Genomic DNA, 22,154 nt, shown 5'->3' on the forward strand with positions numbered 1-22,154 from the left:
TCGTCGCTTTTCGATTGCACGTCATACGGAGAACAACCAACATGAACACGCTAGCATCTCACCACCTGAAGCAGCACGCGCGATCGATCAAGCTCGCGCTGATCACCGCTGCATTCACCGCCACATCCGCGCACGCGGCAACGGCCACGATCGATTTTTCGAAATTGAAGAAAGACGACGCGATTTACGCGTCGTTGCCGCAAAAGATCAAGGACGCGGGCGTCGTCAACGCCGCGACCGAATCCGATTACCCGCCGTTCGATTTCCTCGACGACAAGAACCAGTTGACCGGCGCCGACATCGAACTATCTCACGCGCTCGGCCAGGTGCTCGGCGTGCCGATCAGGAACGTCAACACCGACTTCTCCGCGATCATCCCGGGCATTCAGGCCGGACGTTTCGACGTCGGCATCTCGTCGATCGGTGATTACACGTCGCGCGAGTCGACGATGGATTTCGTCGACTACTACCAGGGCGGCACGTCCTTCCTCACGAAGCAGGGCGCCAAAGGCCCGAAGAGCATGGACGACGTGTGCGGCACGATAGTCGGCGTGCTGAAGGGCACGTCGTCGGAAACGCAGGCGAAATCGACGAGCGACTACTGCACGTTACACGGCAAGCCCGCTGTCACGGTGAACGCGTATCCGACGCAAAGCGCGGCGATTCTCGCGCTCACCTCCGGGCGCATCCAGTCTGTCTCCGGCGATTCGGCAACCAATGGTTATTCGGCGAGCAATCCGTCGCTGAAAATCGTCAACGGCGGTCAGACCGTATACGGCGACCGCCCGTATTACGGCATCGCGGTGCCGAAGAATTCGCCGCTCGTCGATCCGCTGATGAAGGCGATGAAGGTCGTGATGGATTCGGGCGTCTATCTGCAGATCCTGAACAAATACGGCCTCGCCGATGGCGCTCTCAACGCACCGTTGAAAAACCAGCCGCTCAAGCAGTAACGCGCTTCTTCCTTTTTTTGCGAGGCATTTGCGGTATGGCACAACTCTCACCCGCCCTCGTCCAGGCCACGCCGATCGTCGCGACGCGCGGCCAGGGGCTCTATCTTTACGATCGCGATGGACGCGCGTACCTCGATCTGACATCCGGCATCGGCGTGACCTCGACGGGACATTGTCACCCGGACATCGTCGCCGCCGCGCGCAAGCAGGTGGAGACGCTGATCCACGGGCAATACGGCATCGTCAAACACGAGCCGCTGCTCGAATTGATGGAGAAGCTGGGCGCGCGCATGCCGTCGGACATGGACGCGTTCTTCTTCGCGAACTCCGGCGCCGAGGCGGTCGAGGCATCGGTGCGGCTCGCTCGCAATGCCACTGGACGACAGAACGTACTGGTATTTCAGGGCTCGTTTCATGGGCGCACGATCGGCGCGGCCGCATTGACGACCTCGGGCGCCCGATTTCGCGCGACGGCGTCGGGGCCGTTGCCGCCGGGCGTCGTCGTCGCGCCGTTTCCGACGCCGTATCGTTACGGCTGGGATCTTGCGGCGACTAACCGTTTCTGTCTGCGCGAACTCGATCACATCCTTGCGACGCTTTCCGCACCGACGGAGATCGCCGCGATCCTGATCGAGCCGGTGCAAGGCGAAGCCGGTTATCAGCCGGCGTCGGCGGAATTCTTCGCGGGGCTGCGCAAACGCGCCGACGAGCACGGCATCCTGCTCATCGCCGACGAAGTTCAGGCGGGCGTCGCGCGCACCGGCAAATTCTGGGCGCACGAGCACTTCGACGTGCGCCCGGATATCGTCGTGTTCGCAAAGGGCATAGCGAGCGGCTTTCCGCTGTCGGGCATCGCCGCGTGCCGCGAACTGATGCAGAAGGCCGCGCCCGGATCGCAGGGCGGCACGTTTTCGGCGAATGCGGTGGCGTGCGCCGCGGCGGTCGCGACGCTCGACGTGATCGAAAAAGAAGGCCTCGTCGCCAACGCCCGCGAAATGGGTCAACGGCTGCGCGACGGGCTGGAGCGCACGGCGTCGCGTCATGCGGGCATCGGCAATGTGCGCGGTCTGGGTCTCATGCAGGCGAGTGAATTCGTCACCGCCGACGGCGCGCCCGACCCGGCCGCGTCGAAAGCGGTCGTCGCCGCTGCGCTGCGCCGCGCAATGATCCTGCTGACCTGCGGCCCGCAAGGACACATCGTGCGGATGATCCCCGCGTTGACGATCAACCGCGACGAGATCGACAAGGCGCTCGAAATCTGGAATGCATCCGTCGACGAAGTCTACGGAGAACGACATGGCTAAGTCGCACGGCGCCCTTCCGGATCCGTTGAGCCACGCGCATGACACTCGCGCGAACGCCGAAGCCTTGACGCCCGCGCTGCCGATCGTCAAGGCGCGGCATCGGGGGCGCTGGGCGCTGGCGGTGGTCAGCGTGCTGATCCTCGCATGGTTCGGCCATTCGGTCGCAACCAATCCCGGTTACGGATGGCCGGTCGTGTGGAAGTACCTGACGTTCCAGACGATCCTCACCGGCTTTCTGTGGACGCTCGGTTTGACCGCCGCGTCGATGGCAATCGGCATGATTCTCGGCGTAATCGCGGCGCTGATGCGGCAATCGTCGAATCCGATCGTGTCCGCATTCGCCGCGCTGTACATCTGGATCTTTCGTGGCACGCCGCTGCTGGTCCAACTGATCTTCTGGTACAACCTCGCCGCGCTATATCCGCAGATCGACCTGGGCTTGCCGTTCTTCGCGCCAATCGCGAGTTTGCAGACCAATTCGATCGTCACGCCGATCGTCGCGGCGCTGCTCGGCCTCGGGCTTAACGAAGGCGCGTATATGGCCGAGATCGTGCGCAGCGGGCTGCTTTCGGTCGATCCGGGGCAGCGCGAAGCCGCGTATTCACTCGGGCTGTCGCCGGCGCGCACGATCCGCCGCATCATCCTTCCGCAGGCACTACGCGTAATCGTTCCGCCGACCGGGAACGAGATCGTCGGAATGCTGAAGGCGACGTCGCTGGTCAGCACGCTCGCGATCGGCGATCTGCTGTATTCGGCGCAGGGCATCTATAGCCGCACGTTTGAAACGATTCCGCTTCTGATCGTCGCGAGTCTCTGGTATCTGCTCGCATCGACATTGCTGACGGCGCTGCAGATGACGCTTGAACGCAAACTGCGCCGCGTGCATTCCGCGCCGCCTACCGACGGCCTGAGCCGCGTCGTCGCCACGCTCAAACCGCAGTTTCTGCTACGCCGCGGCGATTCCGCACGTTCGGCACGGAGCGCATGACATGGACATGGCAAGCCAGCCGATGGTGCAGATGGACGCCGTGTGCAAGCGCTTCGGCGCGCACGAGGTGCTGTCGGACGTCACGCTGAACGTCGCCGCCGGCGAAGTATGCTGCATCGTCGGACCGTCCGGCGCGGGCAAGAGCACGCTGATCCGCTGCATCAACTATCTCGAGAAAATCGATGGCGGCAGCATTCGCGTGAACGGTCAGCTCGTCGGCTACCGTCTGCGCAACGGACGCCTGCACGAACTGAGCGAACGCGAAGCCGGACGCTCGCGCGCGGACACAGCAATGGTGTTCCAGCACTTCAATCTGTTCCCGCACATGACGGTGCTGGAGAACCTGATCGAAGCGCCGATGCACGTGCGCGGCGAGTCGCGCAAGGAAGCGGAGGCCCATGCGCGCGCTCTGCTCACGCGGATCAGCCTCGCCGACAAGCTGCAGGCGTATCCGCGCGAGCTGTCGGGCGGCCAGAAGCAGCGCGTGGCAATCGCGCGTGCGCTCGCGATGCGCCCAAAGCTGCTGCTGTTCGACGAGCCGACTTCCGCGCTCGACCCCGAGCTCGTCGGCGAGGTGCTCGACGTGATGCAGACGCTTGCTCGCGAAGGGCAAACGATGATCATCGTCACGCACGAAATCGGCTTCGCGCGTGAAGTCGCCGATACGCTCGTATTCATGGATCGCGGCGCGATCGTCGAAAGCGGCGCGCCCGCTGACGTGATCGATCGCGCGGGAACGTTGCGGGCGCAGGAGTTTTTCCGCAAACTACTCAAGTAGCCGGCGCCAGCGCTCGGCTCGCGCCTCCATCATGTGCGAGGATTGCGCCTTACCGAAAGTGGTGGTCGGAAGGCGACCCGCTTGCGCGGCATCATCGCTTTAACCTGATCGGCATCCTCGCGCGCCTGATCCATGCGGGACGGCGGTGCACCTCGCACGCACGGGAGCGGCATTGCACATTGCAACATCAAAGAACTCGATTGAACCTGCGCTCAGCGGGCAAGCCCTCGTCATTCTTTGGTGCCCGTTCGTCGAGTGACTCCAGGCAGTTTCACTGCTGAAATTCGCGCGAAACGACAGCATTCATTTTTTATCAGTAGAATGCTGCAATCGCAAAGGTCCGGATTGTTCCAGAACCGGTCTTCAGGCCCGGCAGGCTAAAGGAGTCCCGTTAAGACCGTGATGCCATTAGCACAGGTGCTGCCGCGAGATGACGGGGTTAAGTCAAGTGCATGACCTGTCTGGCCGATACAGTTCGGGAGGAAATGGTATGCCGCCCGGAAAGAACGGGTTGCTGTGGCGACAACTGGAATACCGTTGACGACGCTTCGTCACCTGCACCGGGGAACCCATCGACGCTGAACTGGCCGACCTACCGGCCCGGGTATGGCACCAGATTTCAAACCAACTTGTCGTGGTACTTACCTAGCCGAAATACTGTGTATTCCAAAACACAAATTGATCCGATAGTGAGCTTCCGCAACTCGCAGGGCGAGCAGGTGCGGGGCACGATCATCAATCTCCAGCGAAAGTCCCTGGTGATGGAGATCTATAACCCGTACTCGATTGTCCAGGTCAGCGAGGTGCTGAGCGACCTGTCGGTCAAGATGGGCACGGAACACGCCTATTCGGGTAAGGCGGTCGTAATCAGCATGGTCAATACCGGCCTGACCGCCATTGTCTCGGTGACGCTGATCGCCGAGTGGCTGGAACTGAGCGGCGGCGCGCTGGAAGCCCCCGCGGTGGGGGAAGAAGCCCGCCGGTTCGTGCAGGACTGGTCCGAGCGTTTCAAGATCCGCCGCGACTACCAGATCGCGGTCAACCAGATCCGGGCTTTTCTCTCAGACATGTCGCGCTGGGTCGAGCAGGCCGACCTGGTCGACACCATGCCGAAGGAAGGCAAAACCCTGCGCCAGGACTTCTTCCTCGAACTGGCATCGCCGCTGATGGAAAGGACCAAGGTCTACTTCGACGAATTCGAAGGCGAGGCGCGGCTGGTCGACGAAGAACTCGCGCCGGCACACCGTGCCTTTGCCCAGGCCGCGCTACATCCCCTGCTGCTGCGCTCGCCCTTCGTCTTCCGCACCTTCACGAAGCCGCTGGGCTATGCCGGTGACTACCAGATGGTCAACCAGATGCTCGACGATCCCCGCCAGGGTCCGAGCACGTATTTCCAGATCGTCAACGCGGCCTTCCTGCAGACGGCCGTGGCACGCGCGCACCGCAATCGCGTCGAACTGCTGGTGGACTACCTGACCCGGCTGGCCAATGAAGCGCGCGCCGCGCAGCGGCCGTTCCGGGTGCTGAACGTGGGTTGCGGCCCCGCTCAGGAGATCCAGCGCTTCATGCACGAATACGACGAACCAGAGTGGCTGACGTTCGAACTGCTCGACTTCAGCCAGGAGACACTGGACTGGACGCGCGACCGCCTGGGATCCATCGCACAGAAAACGGGCAGGCGCATGACCATCAGCTATACGCATGATTCGGTCCATCACCTGCTCAAGCGCCGGATGGATGCCGACGCAGCAGATGTCCGCGAGTTCGACGCGGTCTATTGCGCCGGCCTGTTCGACTACCTGTCGGACAAGGTCTGTGCCCGGCTGAACCAGCATTTCGCCAGCCGCACCAGACGGGGCGGCCGTCTGCTGGTGACCAATGTCCACGCCGACAACCCGGAGCGCTTCAGCATGGAGCACGTGCTGGAGTGGTACCTGATCTATCGCAACGAGGCACAGATGGCTGAAATCATGCCGGACAGTTGCGGCGAGCCGCGCCTGTACACGGACTCGACCGGCGTCAATGTGTTTGCCGAGGTGATGATCGGCCAGCAGCAAGTAGCCTGAGATGACAACGTCCCTGGCTGGGCTGCATTCGAACTATCGTGAAGAGCTGCGCGACTACCGGTTGCTGTGCAGCAAGGCGGGCGGCCTGACCGTAATCGTGCTGGTGCTGATGGGCGTGGCGCTGGACTATGTCGTGTATCCGGCCGAGCAGAAGCGCTTTGCTATCGTTCGGGTGCTGACCAGCGCAGCCATCGGCCTCGCCTTGCTCTCGCTTTGCACTGAAGCAGGCAAACGCCACGTGCAGGTCATCACCTTTTTCTGGCTGCTGCTGCCGCAGGCAATGATCTCCTGGATGATTTATGTCACGCAGGGCGGGGAGTCGCTGTTCTATGCCGGGCTCACGCTGACAATCTTTGCGGTCGGGATCCTGTTTCCCTCGGGCTACTGGCAGACGCTGGCATTCGGCCTGGTTACGGTTCTGCTCTACTACATTGCCTGCGCCGCACACCCGGGCGGCATACAGAACCCAAGCAAGTTTCAATTCCAGCTAATCCTGATTTTCTTCTGCGCGCTGGCCAGCTCCATTTATACCTACTTCAACGAGAAGGGCCGCTTCCAGCTTTTCCGGCTAAAAGATGAGGTGGCGCACAAAAACGACCAGCTCGCGCGCACCAATGACAGCCTCGCGCAGATCAAGGGCCAGTTGCTGCAGCAGGAGAAGATGGCTGCAATCGGTACGTTGTCCGCGGGGCTGCTCCACGAGGTCAACAACCCGGTGAACTTCTGCCTGATGGCCATCGAAGTGGCGATGGAAGAACCGCAGGCCAAGGACAGCCCGTCGCTGCAGGAGTGCCTGACGGACGTCAAGCAGGGCATGCTCCGCATACAGCATATCGTGTCGGACCTGAAGACCTTTGCCTACCGCAAACCCGGTGCGACGGCAGAGAACGTGCCGTTCCTGTTCGAGAAGGCGCTTGACGCATCGATCCGGCTGAGCGCGCATGAACTGCGCGGCGTGAAGGTCACGCGCGAGCTGTCCACCGACACGCTCGTGCTGGGCGACGAAGCCGCCATCATCGGCGTGCTCATCAACCTGTTCTCGAATGCCGCTCTGGCCATGCACAAGGCCGGCTCCGTCTCGCCGCAGGTCCATGTCACGGCGCAATGGCGCGATGACCGGCTGCACGTGACCGTGCGCGACAACGGGCCGGGGATCGCCGCCGAGAATCTGGCGCGGGTGTTCGAACCATTCTTTACTACCCGCGACGTCGGCCAGGGCCTTGGCCTCGGCCTGTCCATCAGCTATGCAGTGGTCGAACGGCACGGCGGCACACTGTTTGCGGAAAGCCAGTTGGGCCAGTGGACCGCGTTCAATTTTGACCTGCCGCGTGTCGAGTGATGTCGAGATGAAAGAAACCCAGCAAGCGCGGCACACTGTCGTCTATGTGGACGATGAGGAGCTGGCCCGCAAGTACTTTGCACGCGCAGCCGGCAGCGACTATGAAGTGCTGCTCGCCGACGGCGCGGACGAGGCCATGACGATCCTGCGCTGCGAAGGTGCACGGGTGGTGGTCCTGGTGACCGACTTCCGCATGCCGGGCCGGCACGGCGGCGACCTGCTGCGGCTGGTCTCGCAGGAGTATCCGCATATCGTGCGTATCCTGGTGACAGCCTACGCGGACAAAAACGCGCTGCTGGAAGCCGTCAATTCTGGCGAGGTGTTTCAAATCCTGGAGAAACCGCTAGGCGTCGGCAGGGTCCGCGAGGTGCTGGCATCAGCGACCACGGCCGCCGTATTGCGCCCGAAGTGATGCAGAGCTTGCTGGCTGCCCTGGTCATCACGCACGCCGGCGTTAGCGGTTTCGGCATGATTTTCTGCAACCGCGTCACGCAGTTCTTTCGCGGCAGTATCAGGATCTCATCCGCGTCCGGCGCCGGCATGACCGCGACGCTGGAATTCCCAAATTTCAAGGATCGAATGCACAGGAGTTACCAATGAGCAATACGATTGCCAACCAGACACCGCTCCCGGCGATTCTGTTCGTTGATGACGAGGCCACCGCGGCCAAATACTTCGAACGCGCCATCGGCGCGATCGCGCCGGTGGTGACGGGCGCCTCCGTGGAGGAAGGCAAGGCCATGCTGGATGCTCACGCCGCCAGCCTGGCCGTGCTGGTGTCCGACCAGCGCATGCCGGGCGAATATGGCAACGAACTTCTGCGCTACGCGCGCGAGCGCTATCCCCATATCGTCCGGATCCTGACGACGGCCTATTCGGAGCTGGACCAGACCGTCGAGGCCGTCAATCAAGGCCAGATACATCGCTATATCAAGAAGCCGTGGGACATCAGCGCGCTGCGCATGGAGATGAAGCAGGCGCTGGAGCTGGCGGGACTGCGCAAGGAACGCGACCAACTCGTGCGCGAGAAGCTGGGGGTGCTGCAGACGCAGACCGTGGCCACCCGCATTGGCACAGTGCACACGCTGTGCGCCAGCCTGATCGGCCCCGGCCGCTTCCAGCCGGTGGAAACTTATCTGGCCGGCACCGAACTGGCGGGTGCCCGCAATGTGGAACCTGACTGGCAGCGTATGGACTACGCCGACCTGGTGCATGCCGAGAGCGAATGCAGCGGCAGCTTCGGACACGCGGTCGGCACGCGCCTCGCGGAGCTGCGTGCGCAGAATGCGGGGCGCAGCGCTGCTGATGCGGTGCAGGTTCTCACTGAAGTCCTCGGCGCCGCAGTACGCGGCGATGGCGATGCGCTGATCTGGACTTCGCCGGCCACGCTGAGCGAGTTCCTTGCCCGGCCGGTGGGGCAGGCCGTATCGGCCGAGCACGCTGGCTGGCTGGCTGGCCTACTGTGGCTGGAAGAAGCCGGCGGCGCGCTGCAGTTTGTGCGTGAAGGTGACACCATCGTCTGCCGCGCCGGCACACGCGCAGCCAGTTTTGCGGCCGACCGCCTGGCAGTCTGGATCGAGCGCTTCTCGGAGCCGGCGTTCGAGCAGGCGAAGTAGACGATCCGCAAAACGGGTGATGCTTGATGCGATTGAAGAAGCGCTCGACCAGCTTGCGCGTACGGCGCATAACCGGATGCGAAGCTCCGCATTTACAGGCTTCAGTGCATCGCCGAATGCCCAGTCGATCGTCACGCCCACGTACGGCTGCAGACTGCGCACGTTATCCGTGCCGAGGTTCAGATCCTGCCCGCCCGCGCCACTTTCGCCGAAGCCGTTCGCATGAAAGTACGCGTAGCGCAGGCCGATACGCGGCGTGACGCTCATTTCGCCGAACAGCATCGGGAGGCATGCCTCGCCGCCCAGGTTGAATTCCTGCCCCATGTGATCACCTTCGGCCGTGCCCGTCGATCCGAACGGCCGCTTCCGGGACAGGAAGTCCAGCCCCACGCCCAACGTTGCTCCCAGGTTCAACGGTCCCAAGCCGCGACTGCCGGATAGCGCCTATGCGCGCCACGCGGGCAGCCATCCCTTCTGGCAAAAAGATCCAGCCTTCTATGGCGAACGGGCGGTAAATTTCGCAGCCGCCGAAATCGGGCAAGTAGCGGCTTCCACTAGAAGTTGAGAAGGCGCTCGCTGAGCCCCCAAAGCTCATCGGCGAATGCAGGGTCGATGGCATAGGGCACTACGCCCGTAAGCCTCATCGCATCCGCCATATCCATTTTTTCCGGCTGCTGCGCCATGACCGCGGCCACGTCGACGTTTTCGCAATACACACCGCCCAAGCCGTTCAATTGCGGGCTCGTCGCACACCAGACCTGAGTGGCCGCGCCCTGCCCGATGGTCTTGAGATGCCTTGCCGGATCGCGCACTGGCTTGCCTTGTTCATCGAGGACACCTGCCGCGATCAGCTGTTCGCGCGGAATGTGTTTCCCCAAGCCGGTATCGGCAATAGCGCCCGGATGCAGCGAAAACGCGCGGATCCCGTGGGCCTTCTCGCGCTGGTCGAGCGCGACGGCAAAGAGGATGTTGGCCGTCTTCGACTGTCCATACCCTGCCCACGGCGTGTACTGGCGACGCTCGAAATTCGGATCGTCGAACACCACCGGCGAATAGCGATGACCGATCGACGACACCGACACCACGCGAGCGCCCCCCGCATTGCGCAGCGCAGACAGGAGCCGCATGGTCAGCTGAAAGTGGCCGAGATGGTTGGTCGCGAACTGATACTCGTACCCTCGCGGGTCGCGCGTCAATTCCGGCACGGCCATGATGGCGGCGCTATTGATCAGCATGTGCAGCGCCGGCGTCGATTCGAGAAACGACGCTGCGAAAGCGTCGATCGAAGCCGGATCGAGCAGGTCCATCGGCGCGATTTCCACGTCGATGCCGGCCAGCGCCTCGCGGGCGCGGTGCATGTCGCGGGCGGGAACGATCACGCGCGCGCCGGCGGCGCGAAGCACCCGCGCGGTTTCGCGCCCGAGGCCGGAGTAGCCCCCGGTCACGATCGCTGTCTTGCCGGAAAGATCGATGCCGGCAATCACCTCGTCGGCGGTGGTGGCGGCTCCGAAACCTGAACCGAGCGGCTTTTGCGGCGTCATCATGGCGTTTCCCTAGACGAAGAATGATGTACGCAGTGTGAGCGTGAATTCCGGTACGATGAATAATCCAGAATCCGGAATACTGTCGCATGAGTTCAAAAATCGAGGATGACCCGCTTTCGGATTTCCTCCGGCTGCTCGGTGCCCAGCCCGTCGTGGCAGGCGGTTTCTCCGCCGGCGGCACATGGGCGATCCGCTTTCCGCAACCGAAAAAGATCAAGTTCTTCGCGCTGGTCAAGGGCAGTTGCTGGCTTTCCGTCGACGCGCAAACGGGGCCGGTCGCGGTCGGCGAAGGCGACGTGTTTCTGCTGACCGGCGAACGCTCCTTTGTCCTCGCGAGCGACCCGGACGCGGCACCGGTCGACGCGGCCACCCTATTCTCCGGCAACGCGGCCCGGAGCGCGACGATCGGCGACGGCAACGGTTGCACGCAGATCGGAGGACACGTCAGACTCGCGCCGTCCAACGACACGCTGCTGGTCGACGCCCTGCCGTCGCTGATACACATCCGTGCGGACTGCGAGCAGGCGGCCGTCCTTCAATGGCTGCTGGCCCGCCTCGTCAAGGAATTCGCGTCGGGTTTGCCGGGCAGCGGCCTCGCTTCGACGTACCTTGCGCAACTGATGTTCGTCGAAATGCTGCGCGTCCATCTCGACTCCGGCGCGGAAATCCCCAACGGATGGCTGCGCGCGATTGGCGACAAACGGCTTGCGCCCGCGCTAAGACTGATGCATGCCGATCCCGGCCGGGCGTGGCGGCTCGACGAACTCGCGAGCGCAGCGGCCATGTCGCGCACGTCGTTCTGCGTGCATTTCAGGTCTGTCGCGGGCATGGCTCCGCTCACATGGCTCACGCAGTGGCGCATGCGTATGGCAAGGCAGGCGTTGATCGACGAGAAAATACCGATTGCCGTTCTCGCGGCAAGGTTGGGTTACTCATCCGAAAGCGCATTCAGCAGCGCGTTCAAGCGGATGTCCAGTGTGTCGCCGAGCGAATACAGGCGGACGGGGTGGGCGGCTTGAAGCGCGGAGGCACTGGATTCGAAGGATCGTCCGCCCGGTTAACTGGCGCCGCTGTAAATGGCGCATGCACGTATCGACAGATAACCGATCCGCCTTCGTCATGACGCCCCCAACAGCATCGTAGTCAGTTGCGGAAAAACGCCGATCAACCCCAGCACCATCGCCATGATGAACACATAGGGCAGCGTGCCCAGCACGATGCGCCGCAACGGCACATCGGGCGCGACGCTTTGAACGACAAACAGGTTCAGCCCCACGGGCGGATGAATCAGCGCCATTTCCATATTGATCACGACCACGACACCGAACCAGATCAGGTTCCAGTGATACGCCTGCACGACCGGCACCAGCACCGGCATCGTGACGACGATGATCGCAATCGTCTCCATGAAGCAGCCGAGAAAGATCAGCAACAGATTGATGCTGATGAACAGCACCCACGGTTCGAGATGCGCGCGCGCGACAGTTTGCGTGAGCGAAGCGGCCACCTGGCTCGTCGTCATCACGTAGCCGAACACGATGGCCGATGAAATGACGGCGAGGATCATCACACTGCTTTGTGCCGCGTTGACGAGAATTTCGCGGAAGCTGTGCCAGTTCAGTTCCCGGTACACCGCGCCGGCAAGAACCAGACTCGCCACGATACCCAGCGATGCCGCCTCCTGCGGAGTCGCCAGACCGCGATACAGCGAGCCCAGAATGATCAGGATCAGGAGCGCAAACGGCCCGATATCCTTCAGTGCGAAAACGCGCGCCCTCAGCGACGCCAGCGGCCGTGTGCGGCGTTCGCCCTGCGCTCGCCGACGCAACGCGAGCCCCATCTGGAAGACGGCAAACGCGGCGGCCATGATCGCACCCGGCACGAGCGTCGCCACGAACAGCCGGCCGATGGATTGCTCTGCGATCACGCTATACACAATGAGCGGGATGCTCGGCGGCAGCAGAATGCCGAGTGTGCCGCCCGCCGCCACGGAACCGCATGCCTGCCCCGCCGGCACACCGTGCCGGCGCATCTCGGAGACTGCAAAGCCGCCGATCGCCGCCGCAGTCGCCACGCTCGAACCCGACACCGCGGCCATCACGCCGCAAGCCAGGGTCGTGGCGACCGCCAGCCCGCCGGGCACGCCGTCGAGAATGGTGGCGAGCGCGGCATAGAGACGTGCGCCCATACCGGACGCGGACACGATCGCGCCCATGAACATGAACATCGGCACGGAGGTCAGCGTAAACGTCGCCACCGATCCCCAGTAGGTGCTCGGAATGAGATTCAGCGCGTCCCAGCCGCCGCCGGTCAGAAACAGCGAAGCGAGCGCGACGAACAGCAGCGCGAACGCAATCGGCACGCCGAGCGACAGTACGGCCAGCAGCCCGCCGAACATGCCGGCGCCGATAAAGAGCTGATTCACTTGTCTCTCCCCAGCACCAGTTCGTCGACGGAAACCTCGTGCAGCACTTCACGCCGCGCGCACACAATGACGGCGAGCCTCACCAGTTGCACGAAGGCGAGCATCAGCGCGCCGGCCGCGAGACAGGAATACGGAATCCACAGCGGCAGTGAAAACATGCCCCATGAACGCTCGCCGCTCGTGTAGGCGTCCCACCAGAATTGCACGGCGAGCACGGCGATCGCCAGGGCCACGGCGGTGACGATCAGCGTGGAAACGACGGCCAGCGCACGCTTGCCGCGTTCGCCGAGATGATGGCTCAACACGTCGACTTTCAGATGGCGGGATTGCCACGCAAGCGCCGCCATGCCGACGAAGGTCATATAGGCCATCAGATAGGTCGTGACCTCGGTGACCCACACATCGGACAGATGCAGCGCTTCACGCGCCAGCACACCGTACGAAATGACCGCGACCGTCGCGATCACCGCGACGCCGACCGATAGCGCGACGCCCTTGCAGAAAACGTCGAGACCCCGCGCGAAACGATCGAGTGGCTGCCGCATGAGCGCCTCCTTGCTTACTTGTATAACGCCGTGCTTTCATCGAGCAGATGCGCGCCGTCAGGCACCTCGTTGCGGAACTTGGGAAAGCTCACTTGCTGGAAGAGCTTTTGCCATTGTGTCCATTCATCGAGCGTCATCTTGTGAATCTGCACGCCGTGACTCGCGAACAGTTGCGCGACGCGCCGGTCATCCGCTTTCGCGCCTTCAAACGCGCTCTGTTCGAGACTTTGGCCAACGTCGGTCATGATCTTCTGCTGGGCGGGCGTAAGGCGATTCCACGTCTTCATGCTGATCGCGATCGGCTCGATCGTGTAATAGATGCTGTACTGTTCCGGCGAGTTGTAGTACCTGGCAACCTCGTAGAGGCGATACGAGCCGAACGTGCCCGACGAGGTCCACAAACCGTCGAGCAGCCCCAGTTGCATCGCGCTATAGGTTTCAGACGAAGCCATCGACACCGTGCTCGCGCCCGCGCTCTGCAATGCGGCCTCCATCATCTTGCCGGCGCCCCGCACCTTCTGTTTCGCGAGGTCGCCGGGCACATTGATCGGTTTGGACTTTGACGCCATACCGCCGGAGATCTGGATCCAGCACAGCGTCTTGAAGCCGTAGGCTTCCATCTTTGCTTCGAGTTCGCGCCACGGCGCCGAGGTGCGGAAACGGTAGACGTCGTCCGGTGTTTTCCAGAGTCCCGGCAGAAGAATCAGGTTCATCTGCGGAATCGCGCCCGCTGCATAGATGTACGGATAAATCGCCAGGTCGACGTTGCCGCTGCGCAGCGCGGTGTGCATATTCAGCGCCTTGACGAGCGACTCCGCCGGAAAGATGTCGATGTGGATCTTGCCGCCGGAGCGCTGCATCACCTCCTGCGCGAACTTCTTGCCGGTCGACACCACGTAGTCGTTCGGATCGTCGGGCCACTGGTGCGCCATTTTCAGCGTGATCGTGTCGTCCGCCTGCGCGATACTCACGCTTCCCAGCGAACAGGCCACAGCCGCACCTAGCGCGGCCAACAGATAACGAATCTTCATCCGGGTCTCCTTGCATCTCACGTTGTTGTTATTCCGGAATGTCGCCCACGTGCCTACCTCACCCGCTCTCGTTCAGCAGCCGCACGACGTGGGAATAAATGTCGGCGACCGGAGCGCCGCGCGTGTTGGAGGGCAGCGTTTCGATCAATTCCCCAATGCGCCGGTTCAACAGGCTGCGTGTGTGAAAGAGCGCACGCGCCTCACCGGTTTCCTGCCTGCTCACGTGCTGTTCGCGCCACTGAGTGTGCTCGTCGATAGCACGCGACAACCTCTCAACTGATTCGGCGTCGTTCGCCGCGGCCAGCAACACGGGCGCGACGCGACGTCCATTCGCCCGGTTGCGTTCGAGCACACTGCCGATGTCCTGCGCCATGCGCTCCGCACCCGGCAAATCGGCCTTATTGACGACGACGATGTCCGCGGTTTCCAGCACGCCCGCTTTCATCGCCTGCACCTGATCGCCCGAATGCGGGCCCATTGTCAGCACCAGCGTGTCGACGAGCGTGCGTGCGCCGTACTCCACCTGCCCCACGCCGACCGTCTCCACGAGAATCTCCGCGAAGCCTTCGGCCTCCACGGCGGCGAGCACGTCCGCGAGATTGTCGGAAAGTCCGTCGGCGGAACGGCCGCTCGGCAGCGAACGGATATAGACGTCGGTGTCCGCCAGCAATGCGTCCATCCTGACGCGATCGCCGAGCAGCGCGCCGGACGTTTTCGGGCTGCTCGGATCGATCGCGATGATGGCGAGCGACTCGCCGCGCGCAGCGCGCGCTTTCGCGAGGCGGGCGATCAAGGTACTCTTGCCTGCGCCCGGTGGTCCCGTGAAGCCGATGCGGCGTGCGCTCGCTTCGGCTTGCGTGCGCAGCACCCGAAGCGATTCAGACACCGTCGCGCGTGAAATTCGCGATAGTCTGCGCGCCAGATCACCGCGCGCCGAGGCGGCCACGCGCGAATCAGCCGGGTCACGTGTACTGGTTTCGCCAGCAACGCTCATGTCGGCACCTCGCTGCACCATGCGGCCGTGTGCTCGCCGAGCAGCGGCGGCACGTCGTAGCGCGTGCGCACACCGTCGATACGAATCGGATTGCCGACCACTTTCAGCGGTCCCGCCTCCGACTGGATTTCCACCACCATCTCGCGCGCCTGCACCTGGGCGCTCGCCAGCGCTTCCTCGATCGAAGCGAGCCGCGACACCACGACACCGGACGACGCCAGCAGATCGAGCCAATGCTGCGTGGTCTCGCTCGCAAACATGGCCGACAGCGCGTCGATCACGATCGCGCGTTGCACGCGGCGCTCGGCCATCGTCGCGAAGCCAGGCTGCGTGATCCATTCGGGATGACCGACACGTTGCGCGAAAATACGCCAGAAGTTGTCGTGCGTGATGAAGATCATCAACCAGTCGTCGCGCGTCCTGAACAATTGCGCGGGCACGATGTACGGATGCGAAGAGAGCGCATGGCGCCGGGCCGTTTCACCGCCGTTCAGCGCGGCCCCCGCCAGGTAGTTCAGTTGCGACACCATCACGTCGAACATTGCGATATCCACCTGGCCACCACGGCCTTCGACGATTTTCGCGAGCAGGCCGACGGCGCCCATCATGCCCGTCGAGTTGTCGACGGCGGAATAGCCCGCCTTGGTCGGCGGGCCGTCCGGATCGCCCGTCAGGTTCATGATGCCGGTGAGCGCCTGGATCACATAGTCGTAGGCGGGCAATTCAGCATGCGGGCTGTCGAGCCCGAAACCCGTCATCGCGACGCAGACGATCCGTTCGTTATGCACGCGCAACCGGTTGTACGTGAGACCGAGTTTCTGAATCGCGGACGGCCGCAGATTCGTAATCAGCGCATGGGAGTCGCGCACCAGCGCCGCCAGCGCGTGGCGTCCCGCTTCGCTGGCGAGATCCAGCACCACGCTCTGCTTGCTGCGATTCAGGCTCGCGAAATAGGCATTGTGCGGGCCGATCATGTGCGGGCTGATCGACCGGCCGATATCGCCCTCGGGCGGCTCGATCTTGATCACCTCGGCGCCGAGATCGGCGAGCAGCATGCCGCAGTAAGGCCCCATCAGCATGTGGCCGATTTCGATCACACGGATGCCGCTCAACGGGCCCGACGACGAACCCGCTGACGGACCGCTTGCCTCGGCGCTGAAGGGCGTTTTCATCCGAGCACCCTGGCCACGGCATCGATCACATGATCGAGCGGCATGTCGCTCGTGAAAACGCCGCGAATGCCGGCCGCGAGAAACGCGGCGCGATCGTCGGCCGGAATCGTCCCGCCGACGAAAACCGGAATGTCGCCCGCGCCCTGCTCCGCCAGCAAGGCCACGGTGCGCGCGACCAGTTCGTTATGGCTGCCGGAAAGAATCGACAGGCCGACGGCGTCGACGTCCTCGTCGATCGCAATGCGCGCGATGTACTCCGGGCTCTTGCGCAGGCCCGTGTAGATCACACTCGCGCCGGCGTCGCGCAGCGCCAGCGCGATCACCTTGGCGCCGATGTCGTGACCGTCGAGACCGGGTTTCGCAACGAGAATCCGCTTGCCCTTGAGCGGCGTACCGGACGCTGGACTCGCCGGGCTTGCGGACGTGCTGTCAGCCATTTGCGTTGAGCTGTTCATAGATGGACCGGCTCCTCGAATTCTCCCCACTGCGCTTTTAGCCGCGCAACCATTTCACCGACCGTCGCATATGCATGACAGCAGTCGACCAGATACGGCATCAGGTTGCCCTCGTCACGCGCGGCGGCGACGCCCAATGCGTCGAGCGACTTCTGGACGTCTAACTGATTTCGCGTGTCGCGCAGGCGCTCGAAGCGCTCGGCGACCGTCGCGCTTGCCTGCGGATTCAGACGAAACAGTTCGCCCGGCTGCTCGGTCTGGTTCTCGCGCCGGAAACAGTTCTGCCCCACGACGAGCCGCTCCTGGCCGTCGGTATCACGCTTGCGCTGCAAAGCGCTCTTTGCGATACGCAACTGCAGCCAGCCGTCTTCAATCGCCTTAACCGCGCCGCCGTATGCGTCGATCTCGGTCATCAGCTCACGGATCCGCGCTTCAGTGCGGTCGGTCAGATCTTCGACGAAGTACGAGCCGCCCAACGGATCGACCGTGCGCGCAATGCCGCTTTCGTAACCGATGATCTGTTGAGTCCGCAGCGCGAGCTCCGCGGAGAACTCCGTGGGAATCTGAAAAGCCTCGTCGTACGCGCAGGTAAAGACGGACTGGGCACCGCCCATCACTGCCGCACAGGTTTCTATCGCGACGCGCACGACGTTGTTATACGGTTGCGCCGAAGTCAGCGACGAGCCGCCGCACACCACGCCGAAACGGAACATCTGCGCTTTTTCGTCGTCCACGCCATAGCGTTCCTTGATGAGGCGCGCCCATACGCGCCGCCCCGCGCGGAATTTGGCGACCTCTTCGAACAGGTCCATATGGACGTAGAAGAAAAAGCTCAGGCGCCGTGCGAACTTCGCCACATCGCCGCCACGCGCGACCACGGCGTCCACATATGCTAGACCGTTGGCGAGCGTGTAAGCCATTTCCTCGACCGCGGTACAGCCGGCATCGCGCATATGCGCGCCCGCTATCGAAATCGGATTGAAGCGCGGCGACACTTCGTTCGAGTAGAGAATCGAGTCGGCGATCAGCCGCATGGAGGGCCGCACCGGAAAGATCCATGTGCCGCGCGCCACGTACTCCTTGAGAATATCGTTCTGGATCGTGCCGGTGAGGCGGTCGCGCGGCACACCCTGTTTGTCGGCGCAGGCCACGTACATCGCGTAGATCATCGCTGCCGTGCCGTTGATCGTGAACGACGTCGAAATCCTGCCAAGGTCGATACCCCGGAAAAGCAGTTCCATCTCCGAGAGATTCGACAGCGAAACGCCCACTTTGCCGATCTCCGAGCGCGCCATCGGATCGTCCGGATCAAGCCCGCATTGGGTGGGCAGATCGAGCGCGACGGAAAGACCCGTCTGGCCCTGATCGAGCAGAAAACGATACCGTTCGTTCGATTCTTCCGCAGTGCCGAAGCCGGAGTATTGCCGCATCGTCCACAACCGGCCGCGATAGCCATCCGCGAAAATACCGCGCGTGAACGGAAACTGGCCCGGTGCGCCGACGCCCTCGGCGCCTCGCGCAGCGTCGGGGCCCACCACGACCGGCACATGCAGTCCCGACGGCGTACTGTCCGGATGCGGCATGCTGATCGCTTCGTCGAGTTCGACTGCACTTGCCTTCATGCTCAATTGCTCCCTGTGGTGCGTATGCGTACGGTGTGCGTATGGCCTGGTTGTGCGCCGATGTCGTTCAACTCGACGGCGCCTGCGTATCGGCGCGTCGGCGGTCCAGAAACTTTTGCGCTTCCGCCCAGTGCTCGGGCGCGGTCCATGTCGCAACGAATGCCGCTCGCTCCTCGTCACGCGTGGATGCCGCGGCAGCGCGGCGGTGCGCCGCCGCGATCCGCTTCACCGCGCGCACGACATGCGCCGGCCGGTCGACAAACGGTTGCGCGAACTGCGCCACGTATTCGCCGAGCGATTGCCCGTCGGCACACACGCCGTCGACCAGACCAAGCGCGCGCGCCTCTTGCGCGCCCAACACCGCGGCTTGCGCGAGTACGCGCATCGCGCGGGCGGGACCGAGCAGCGCGACCAGATCGGCGCCGCCGCTAAAACCCGTGGTGATCGCCAGCGTCGCCTGCACGAAACCGAAGCAGGCGTGAGGCGCCGCAAGCCGGTAATCACAGGCAATCGCAAGTTCAGCGCCGCCGCCGAGCGCCGTGCCGTTCAATGCCGCGATTACTGGCACCGGCGTGGCCCGGATCGCATCGAGCGTGGCGGCCGCATGATCGAACAACGCGCTCGCGTCCGCCTCGCTGCGCAACGCGTCGAACTCGCGCAGATCGCCACCCGCCGCGAAGCTGCGGTCGCCCGCGCCTGTCAGCACGACGGCATGCAGCGTCGTGTCGCGTGCGGCATCGCTGAACACGCCGCGCAGCATGTCGAGCGTGGCGCGGTTCAGCGCATTGCGCTTGTCCGGGCGATTGATCGTCACATGCAGCATGCCGTCGCGCGCTTCACTCAATACGGAAGCGGCGCTATCCGCGGCGTTCGTTGGAAGGTTGGACGGTTGGCTCATGAATGGACTTTCCGCATGAAGCTCATGGCTTCGACTGTTCGATCGCGCGCTTTGCATCGAGCAGCACGGCTGCGATGCGCTCGATCTGCCCGTCCATTCTGTGACGCGGACCCGCAATGGCAATGCCGAGTGTGTCGCGGTTCACGTCGACGGGCACCGCCACCGCGAACACATCGCTTACGCTTTCGCCGCGCGTGACGAAATAGCCCCGCTCGCGTGATTGCGCGATATCGTCGAAAAGCGCCTGCGCCGAGGTCAACGTGTGATCCGTCACGGAAGCAAGTGCCGATTCGGCAAGAAGACGGCGCAACTCGCCGGCTTCGGCGCGGCTCAGCATCGCCTTGCCGATCGACGTGGAGTGAAGCGGCTTGAGCGCGCCCGCCGCCGCGCTGTAACGAATGGTCTGCGGCCCTTCGAGCACGCTCAGATAAATGATCTCGTTCTGCTGCCGCTTGCCGACGATCACGGTTTCCTGCGTCGCATCGCGCAGCGCCCCCAGATACGGTTCGAGCCGTTCGATATACGGATCGTTCGCGATGATCTTCGCCGCCATGTCGTAAAGACGGCGCGTGGGAAAGAGGTCTTTGCGCCGGCTCGTCAGATAGAGATAGCCGCGCTCCATCAGCACGCGCACGATGCCGTGGCTCGTACTCACCGGCAGCCCCGCGGCCTCGGCCAGCTCGCTGAGGGTCATGGGACGGCCAACGGTTTCGAAGGCTTCGAAGATACCCAAGGCACGATCTGTCGGTTTCATGTTTTCGCCATTTCGAAAATTGATTTGCGATTTCGAAATCAGTCTAGGCGAGAAAGACCGCTGGATCCAAGGCGTTTCAGCTAGTGGAAAGCCCCAGGAAGGCCCACAAGCCCGTCGAAAGGGACTGAGCGGGCGATCCCGCGATTGCATTCTTGACACGCCAAAACACGGCTCCTATATTCGATCCATCATTTTCGAAAATCTTTTCGAAATAGCGAAAAGTAGCCGACCCATCAGGCTTGGCAGCGCGCCGACCATCCGGACGCGTGTTTTGACGCGACGATGTTTCATTCAGACAGTTCGGATACCAAAACGTCAAGAAAGCTCCGTTGCATGAATAACCGGGGCGGCAGGAGACAAACATGTGGATGACGGAGCTCGACAAGACTGAGCGGCGCACCATGGCCGGCTGTTTCCTCGGCTGGACGCTCGACGCGCTGGACGTGCAGGTGTACAGCTTCGTGATTCCCACGCTGCTGGTCGGCTGGCGCATCTCCGCGACCGAGGCGGGCATGCTCGGCACCGTGACCTTGCTGGCGTCGGCGGTGGGCGGCTGGTTGAGCGGCATCGCCGCCGACCGCTACGGGCGCGTCGCCGTGCTGCAAGCCACGATCCTCTGGTACGCACTGTTCACGTTCGCGAGCGGCTTCACGCAAAACTACGAGCAGCTGTTCATCTGCCGCGCGCTGCAGGGTTTCGGTTTCGGCGGCGAATGGGCGGCCGGCGCGGTGCTGATCGGCGAGACCGTTCGCGACGCCTACCGCGGGCGCGCGGTAGGCGTCGTGCAAAGCGGCTGGGCGGTGGGGTGGGGACTGGCCGCGCTGCTATTCGGCCTCTTCTTCTCGATCATGCCCGAGCATCTCGCATGGCGAGCCCTCTTCTGGATCGGGCTCGCCCCCGCCTTGCTGGTATTCTGGGTGCGCCGGCACGTGCCCGAGTCCAGCGTGTTCAGGAAAGTCCGGCGCGAACGGCATGCTGCGGGCGTGATGCGTCAATTGGGTGGAATCTTCCATGCCGATTATCTGGCCACCACACTCAAGGTTTCGGCGCTGGCAATGGGCTCGATCGGCGGCTCGTACACGTTCCTCATCTGGCTGCCCACTTACCTCAAACGTGCACGGGGACTCTCGGTGATCGGCACGACCGGCTACACCACCGTGATGATTCTCGGCGCGTTTGTCGGCTTTATTCTTGGCGCCTATCTGGCCGACGCCATTGGCCGCAAAAAGACGTTCGCGGTCAGTGCGTTTGGCTCCGCGGCGCTGCTCGGCATCTACATGCTGGTGCCGATCAGTAATCAGGCCATGCTCATTCTGGGTTTTCCCCTCGGCCTTTGCGCGTTCATGATGTTTTCGCCGATGGGCCCTTACATGACCGAACTGTTCCCCACGCGCATTCGCGGCGCGGGACAGGGCTTCTGCTACAACTTCGGCCGCGGCGTCGGCGCACTTTTTCCTGCGATGGTCGGCAAGCTGACCGCCGTAATGGGCCTCGGCAATGCGATCGCGACATTCGGCATCGCCGCCTACGCGCTCATGCTGCTCGCCGTCCTGCTGCTGCCTGAAACGCTCGGCCGGCCGTTGCCCGAGGAAGAAACCGAACGCTCCACGCTACCCGACGGCACAGCCGCGAGTGGCTACACTCCGTCATAAATCCTGAAGAGCGCTACC

At 63.2% G+C, this 22,154-nt stretch carries 21 protein-coding genes and 1 pseudogene; 11 read left to right on the top strand and 11 right to left on the bottom strand.

Going from position 1 to position 22,154, the window contains the following annotated elements; translation table 11 throughout:
• Positions 1-41: 41 nt before the first annotated feature.
• The 9 genes from NE850_RS03285 (at position 42) to NE850_RS03320 (ending at position 9,044) form a co-directional block, all read left to right on the top strand.
• Positions 42-953 (top strand): ABC transporter substrate-binding protein, encoded by a 912-nt coding sequence (locus NE850_RS03285; protein WP_007177700.1) that lies wholly within the window; start codon positions 42-44, stop codon positions 951-953.
• Between the two features lie 35 nt (positions 954-988).
• Entirely contained in the window at positions 989-2,257 is a 1,269-nt protein-coding gene (locus NE850_RS03290) for an aspartate aminotransferase family protein (protein ID WP_007177701.1), read from the top strand.
• Positions 2,250-3,245, top strand: a complete 996-nt coding sequence (locus tag NE850_RS03295) for an amino acid ABC transporter permease (protein ID WP_007177702.1) — start codon at positions 2,250-2,252, stop codon at positions 3,243-3,245. Before NE850_RS03290 ends, NE850_RS03295 begins: the two co-directional genes overlap by 8 nt.
• A 1-nt stretch (position 3,246) precedes the next feature.
• Positions 3,247-4,023 carry an amino acid ABC transporter ATP-binding protein gene (locus NE850_RS03300; protein ID WP_007177703.1) on the top strand — a complete coding sequence of 259 codons (777 nt, stop codon included), beginning with the start codon at positions 3,247-3,249 and terminating at the stop codon, positions 4,021-4,023.
• Between the two features lie 659 nt (positions 4,024-4,682).
• Positions 4,683-6,089, top strand: a complete 1,407-nt coding sequence (locus tag NE850_RS03305; protein ID WP_035516709.1) for a class I SAM-dependent methyltransferase — start codon at positions 4,683-4,685, stop codon at positions 6,087-6,089.
• 1 nt (position 6,090) lies between these two features.
• Positions 6,091-7,428: an ATP-binding protein gene (locus NE850_RS03310; RefSeq protein WP_310698438.1), complete on the top strand. Its 1,338-nt coding sequence runs from the start codon at positions 6,091-6,093 to the stop codon at positions 7,426-7,428.
• A gap of 7 nt (positions 7,429-7,435) precedes the next feature.
• The gene (locus tag NE850_RS03315) at positions 7,436-7,840 is read left to right on the top strand and encodes a response regulator (protein ID WP_007177706.1); all 405 of its coding nucleotides are present in this window, start codon (positions 7,436-7,438) and stop codon (positions 7,838-7,840) included.
• A complete protein-coding gene (locus NE850_RS39400) occupies positions 7,840-8,028 on the top strand; it encodes an ATP-binding protein (protein ID WP_007177707.1) in 189 nt (62 codons plus the stop codon). Before NE850_RS03315 ends, NE850_RS39400 begins: the two co-directional genes overlap by 1 nt.
• On the top strand, positions 8,025-9,044 hold the full coding sequence (locus tag NE850_RS03320; protein WP_007177708.1) for a response regulator: 1,020 nt from the start codon (positions 8,025-8,027) through the stop codon (positions 9,042-9,044). The genes NE850_RS39400 and NE850_RS03320 overlap by 4 nt, the downstream gene beginning before the upstream one ends.
• A gap of 105 nt (positions 9,045-9,149) precedes the next feature.
• Here NE850_RS03320 and NE850_RS03325 read toward each other — a convergent pair.
• Together NE850_RS03325 and NE850_RS03330 are read right to left on the bottom strand one after the other, a co-directional pair.
• Positions 9,150-9,467: pseudogene (locus tag NE850_RS03325) on the bottom strand (autotransporter outer membrane beta-barrel domain-containing protein); the annotation flags it as partial.
• Between the two features lie 131 nt (positions 9,468-9,598).
• Positions 9,599-10,588, bottom strand: coding sequence for an oxidoreductase (locus NE850_RS03330; protein WP_310698439.1), 990 nt, complete (start codon positions 10,586-10,588; stop codon positions 9,599-9,601).
• Positions 10,589-10,674: 86 nt separating this feature from the next.
• On the opposite strand from NE850_RS03330, the gene NE850_RS03335 reads away from it, so the two are divergent.
• Positions 10,675-11,607, top strand: coding sequence for an AraC family transcriptional regulator (locus NE850_RS03335; RefSeq protein WP_007177710.1), 933 nt, complete (start codon positions 10,675-10,677; stop codon positions 11,605-11,607).
• A 98-nt stretch (positions 11,608-11,705) separates the two neighbouring features.
• Here NE850_RS03335 and NE850_RS03340 read toward each other — a convergent pair whose 3' ends face one another.
• The 9 genes from NE850_RS03340 to NE850_RS03380 all read right to left on the bottom strand — a co-directional run bounded on the left by NE850_RS03340 (position 11,706) and on the right by NE850_RS03380 (position 20,484).
• Entirely contained in the window at positions 11,706-13,013 is a 1,308-nt protein-coding gene (locus NE850_RS03340) for a TRAP transporter large permease (RefSeq protein ID WP_310698440.1), read from the bottom strand.
• Complete coding sequence (locus tag NE850_RS03345; RefSeq protein WP_007177712.1) at positions 13,010-13,558, bottom strand: TRAP transporter small permease; 549 nt, start codon at positions 13,556-13,558, stop codon at positions 13,010-13,012. The genes NE850_RS03340 and NE850_RS03345 overlap by 4 nt, the downstream gene beginning before the upstream one ends.
• 14 nt (positions 13,559-13,572) lie before the next feature.
• Complete coding sequence (dctP, locus tag NE850_RS03350) at positions 13,573-14,589, bottom strand: TRAP transporter substrate-binding protein DctP (RefSeq protein ID WP_007177713.1); 1,017 nt, start codon at positions 14,587-14,589, stop codon at positions 13,573-13,575.
• A gap of 58 nt (positions 14,590-14,647) precedes the next feature.
• A complete protein-coding gene (locus tag NE850_RS03355) occupies positions 14,648-15,475 on the bottom strand; it encodes an ArgK/MeaB family GTPase (protein ID WP_232064359.1) in 828 nt (275 codons plus the stop codon).
• A 104-nt stretch (positions 15,476-15,579) separates the two neighbouring features.
• Entirely contained in the window at positions 15,580-16,755 is a 1,176-nt protein-coding gene (locus tag NE850_RS03360; protein WP_165188647.1) for a CaiB/BaiF CoA-transferase family protein, read from the bottom strand.
• Positions 16,752-17,210 (bottom strand): cobalamin B12-binding domain-containing protein, encoded by a 459-nt coding sequence (locus NE850_RS03365; protein ID WP_007177716.1) that lies wholly within the window; start codon positions 17,208-17,210, stop codon positions 16,752-16,754. Before NE850_RS03365 ends, NE850_RS03360 begins: the two co-directional genes overlap by 4 nt.
• Entirely contained in the window at positions 17,207-18,832 is a 1,626-nt protein-coding gene (locus NE850_RS03370; RefSeq protein ID WP_007177717.1) for a methylmalonyl-CoA mutase, read from the bottom strand. Before NE850_RS03370 ends, NE850_RS03365 begins: the two co-directional genes overlap by 4 nt.
• A gap of 67 nt (positions 18,833-18,899) precedes the next feature.
• Positions 18,900-19,730 (bottom strand): enoyl-CoA hydratase/isomerase family protein, encoded by an 831-nt coding sequence (locus tag NE850_RS03375; RefSeq protein WP_051224174.1) that lies wholly within the window; start codon positions 19,728-19,730, stop codon positions 18,900-18,902.
• 22 nt (positions 19,731-19,752) lie between these two features.
• The gene (locus NE850_RS03380; RefSeq protein WP_007177719.1) at positions 19,753-20,484 is read right to left on the bottom strand and encodes an IclR family transcriptional regulator; all 732 of its coding nucleotides are present in this window, start codon (positions 20,482-20,484) and stop codon (positions 19,753-19,755) included.
• A gap of 362 nt (positions 20,485-20,846) precedes the next feature.
• Between NE850_RS03380 and NE850_RS03385 the strand changes: the two genes are divergently transcribed.
• Positions 20,847-22,136, top strand: coding sequence for an MFS transporter (locus NE850_RS03385; protein ID WP_007177720.1), 1,290 nt, complete (start codon positions 20,847-20,849; stop codon positions 22,134-22,136).
• The last annotated feature ends 18 nt before the right edge of the window (positions 22,137-22,154 follow it).

The sequence above is a fragment of the Paraburkholderia sp. USG1 genome, from assembly GCF_031570135.1.
GTDB classification, from domain to species: Bacteria; Pseudomonadota; Gammaproteobacteria; order Burkholderiales; family Burkholderiaceae; genus Paraburkholderia; species Paraburkholderia dioscoreae.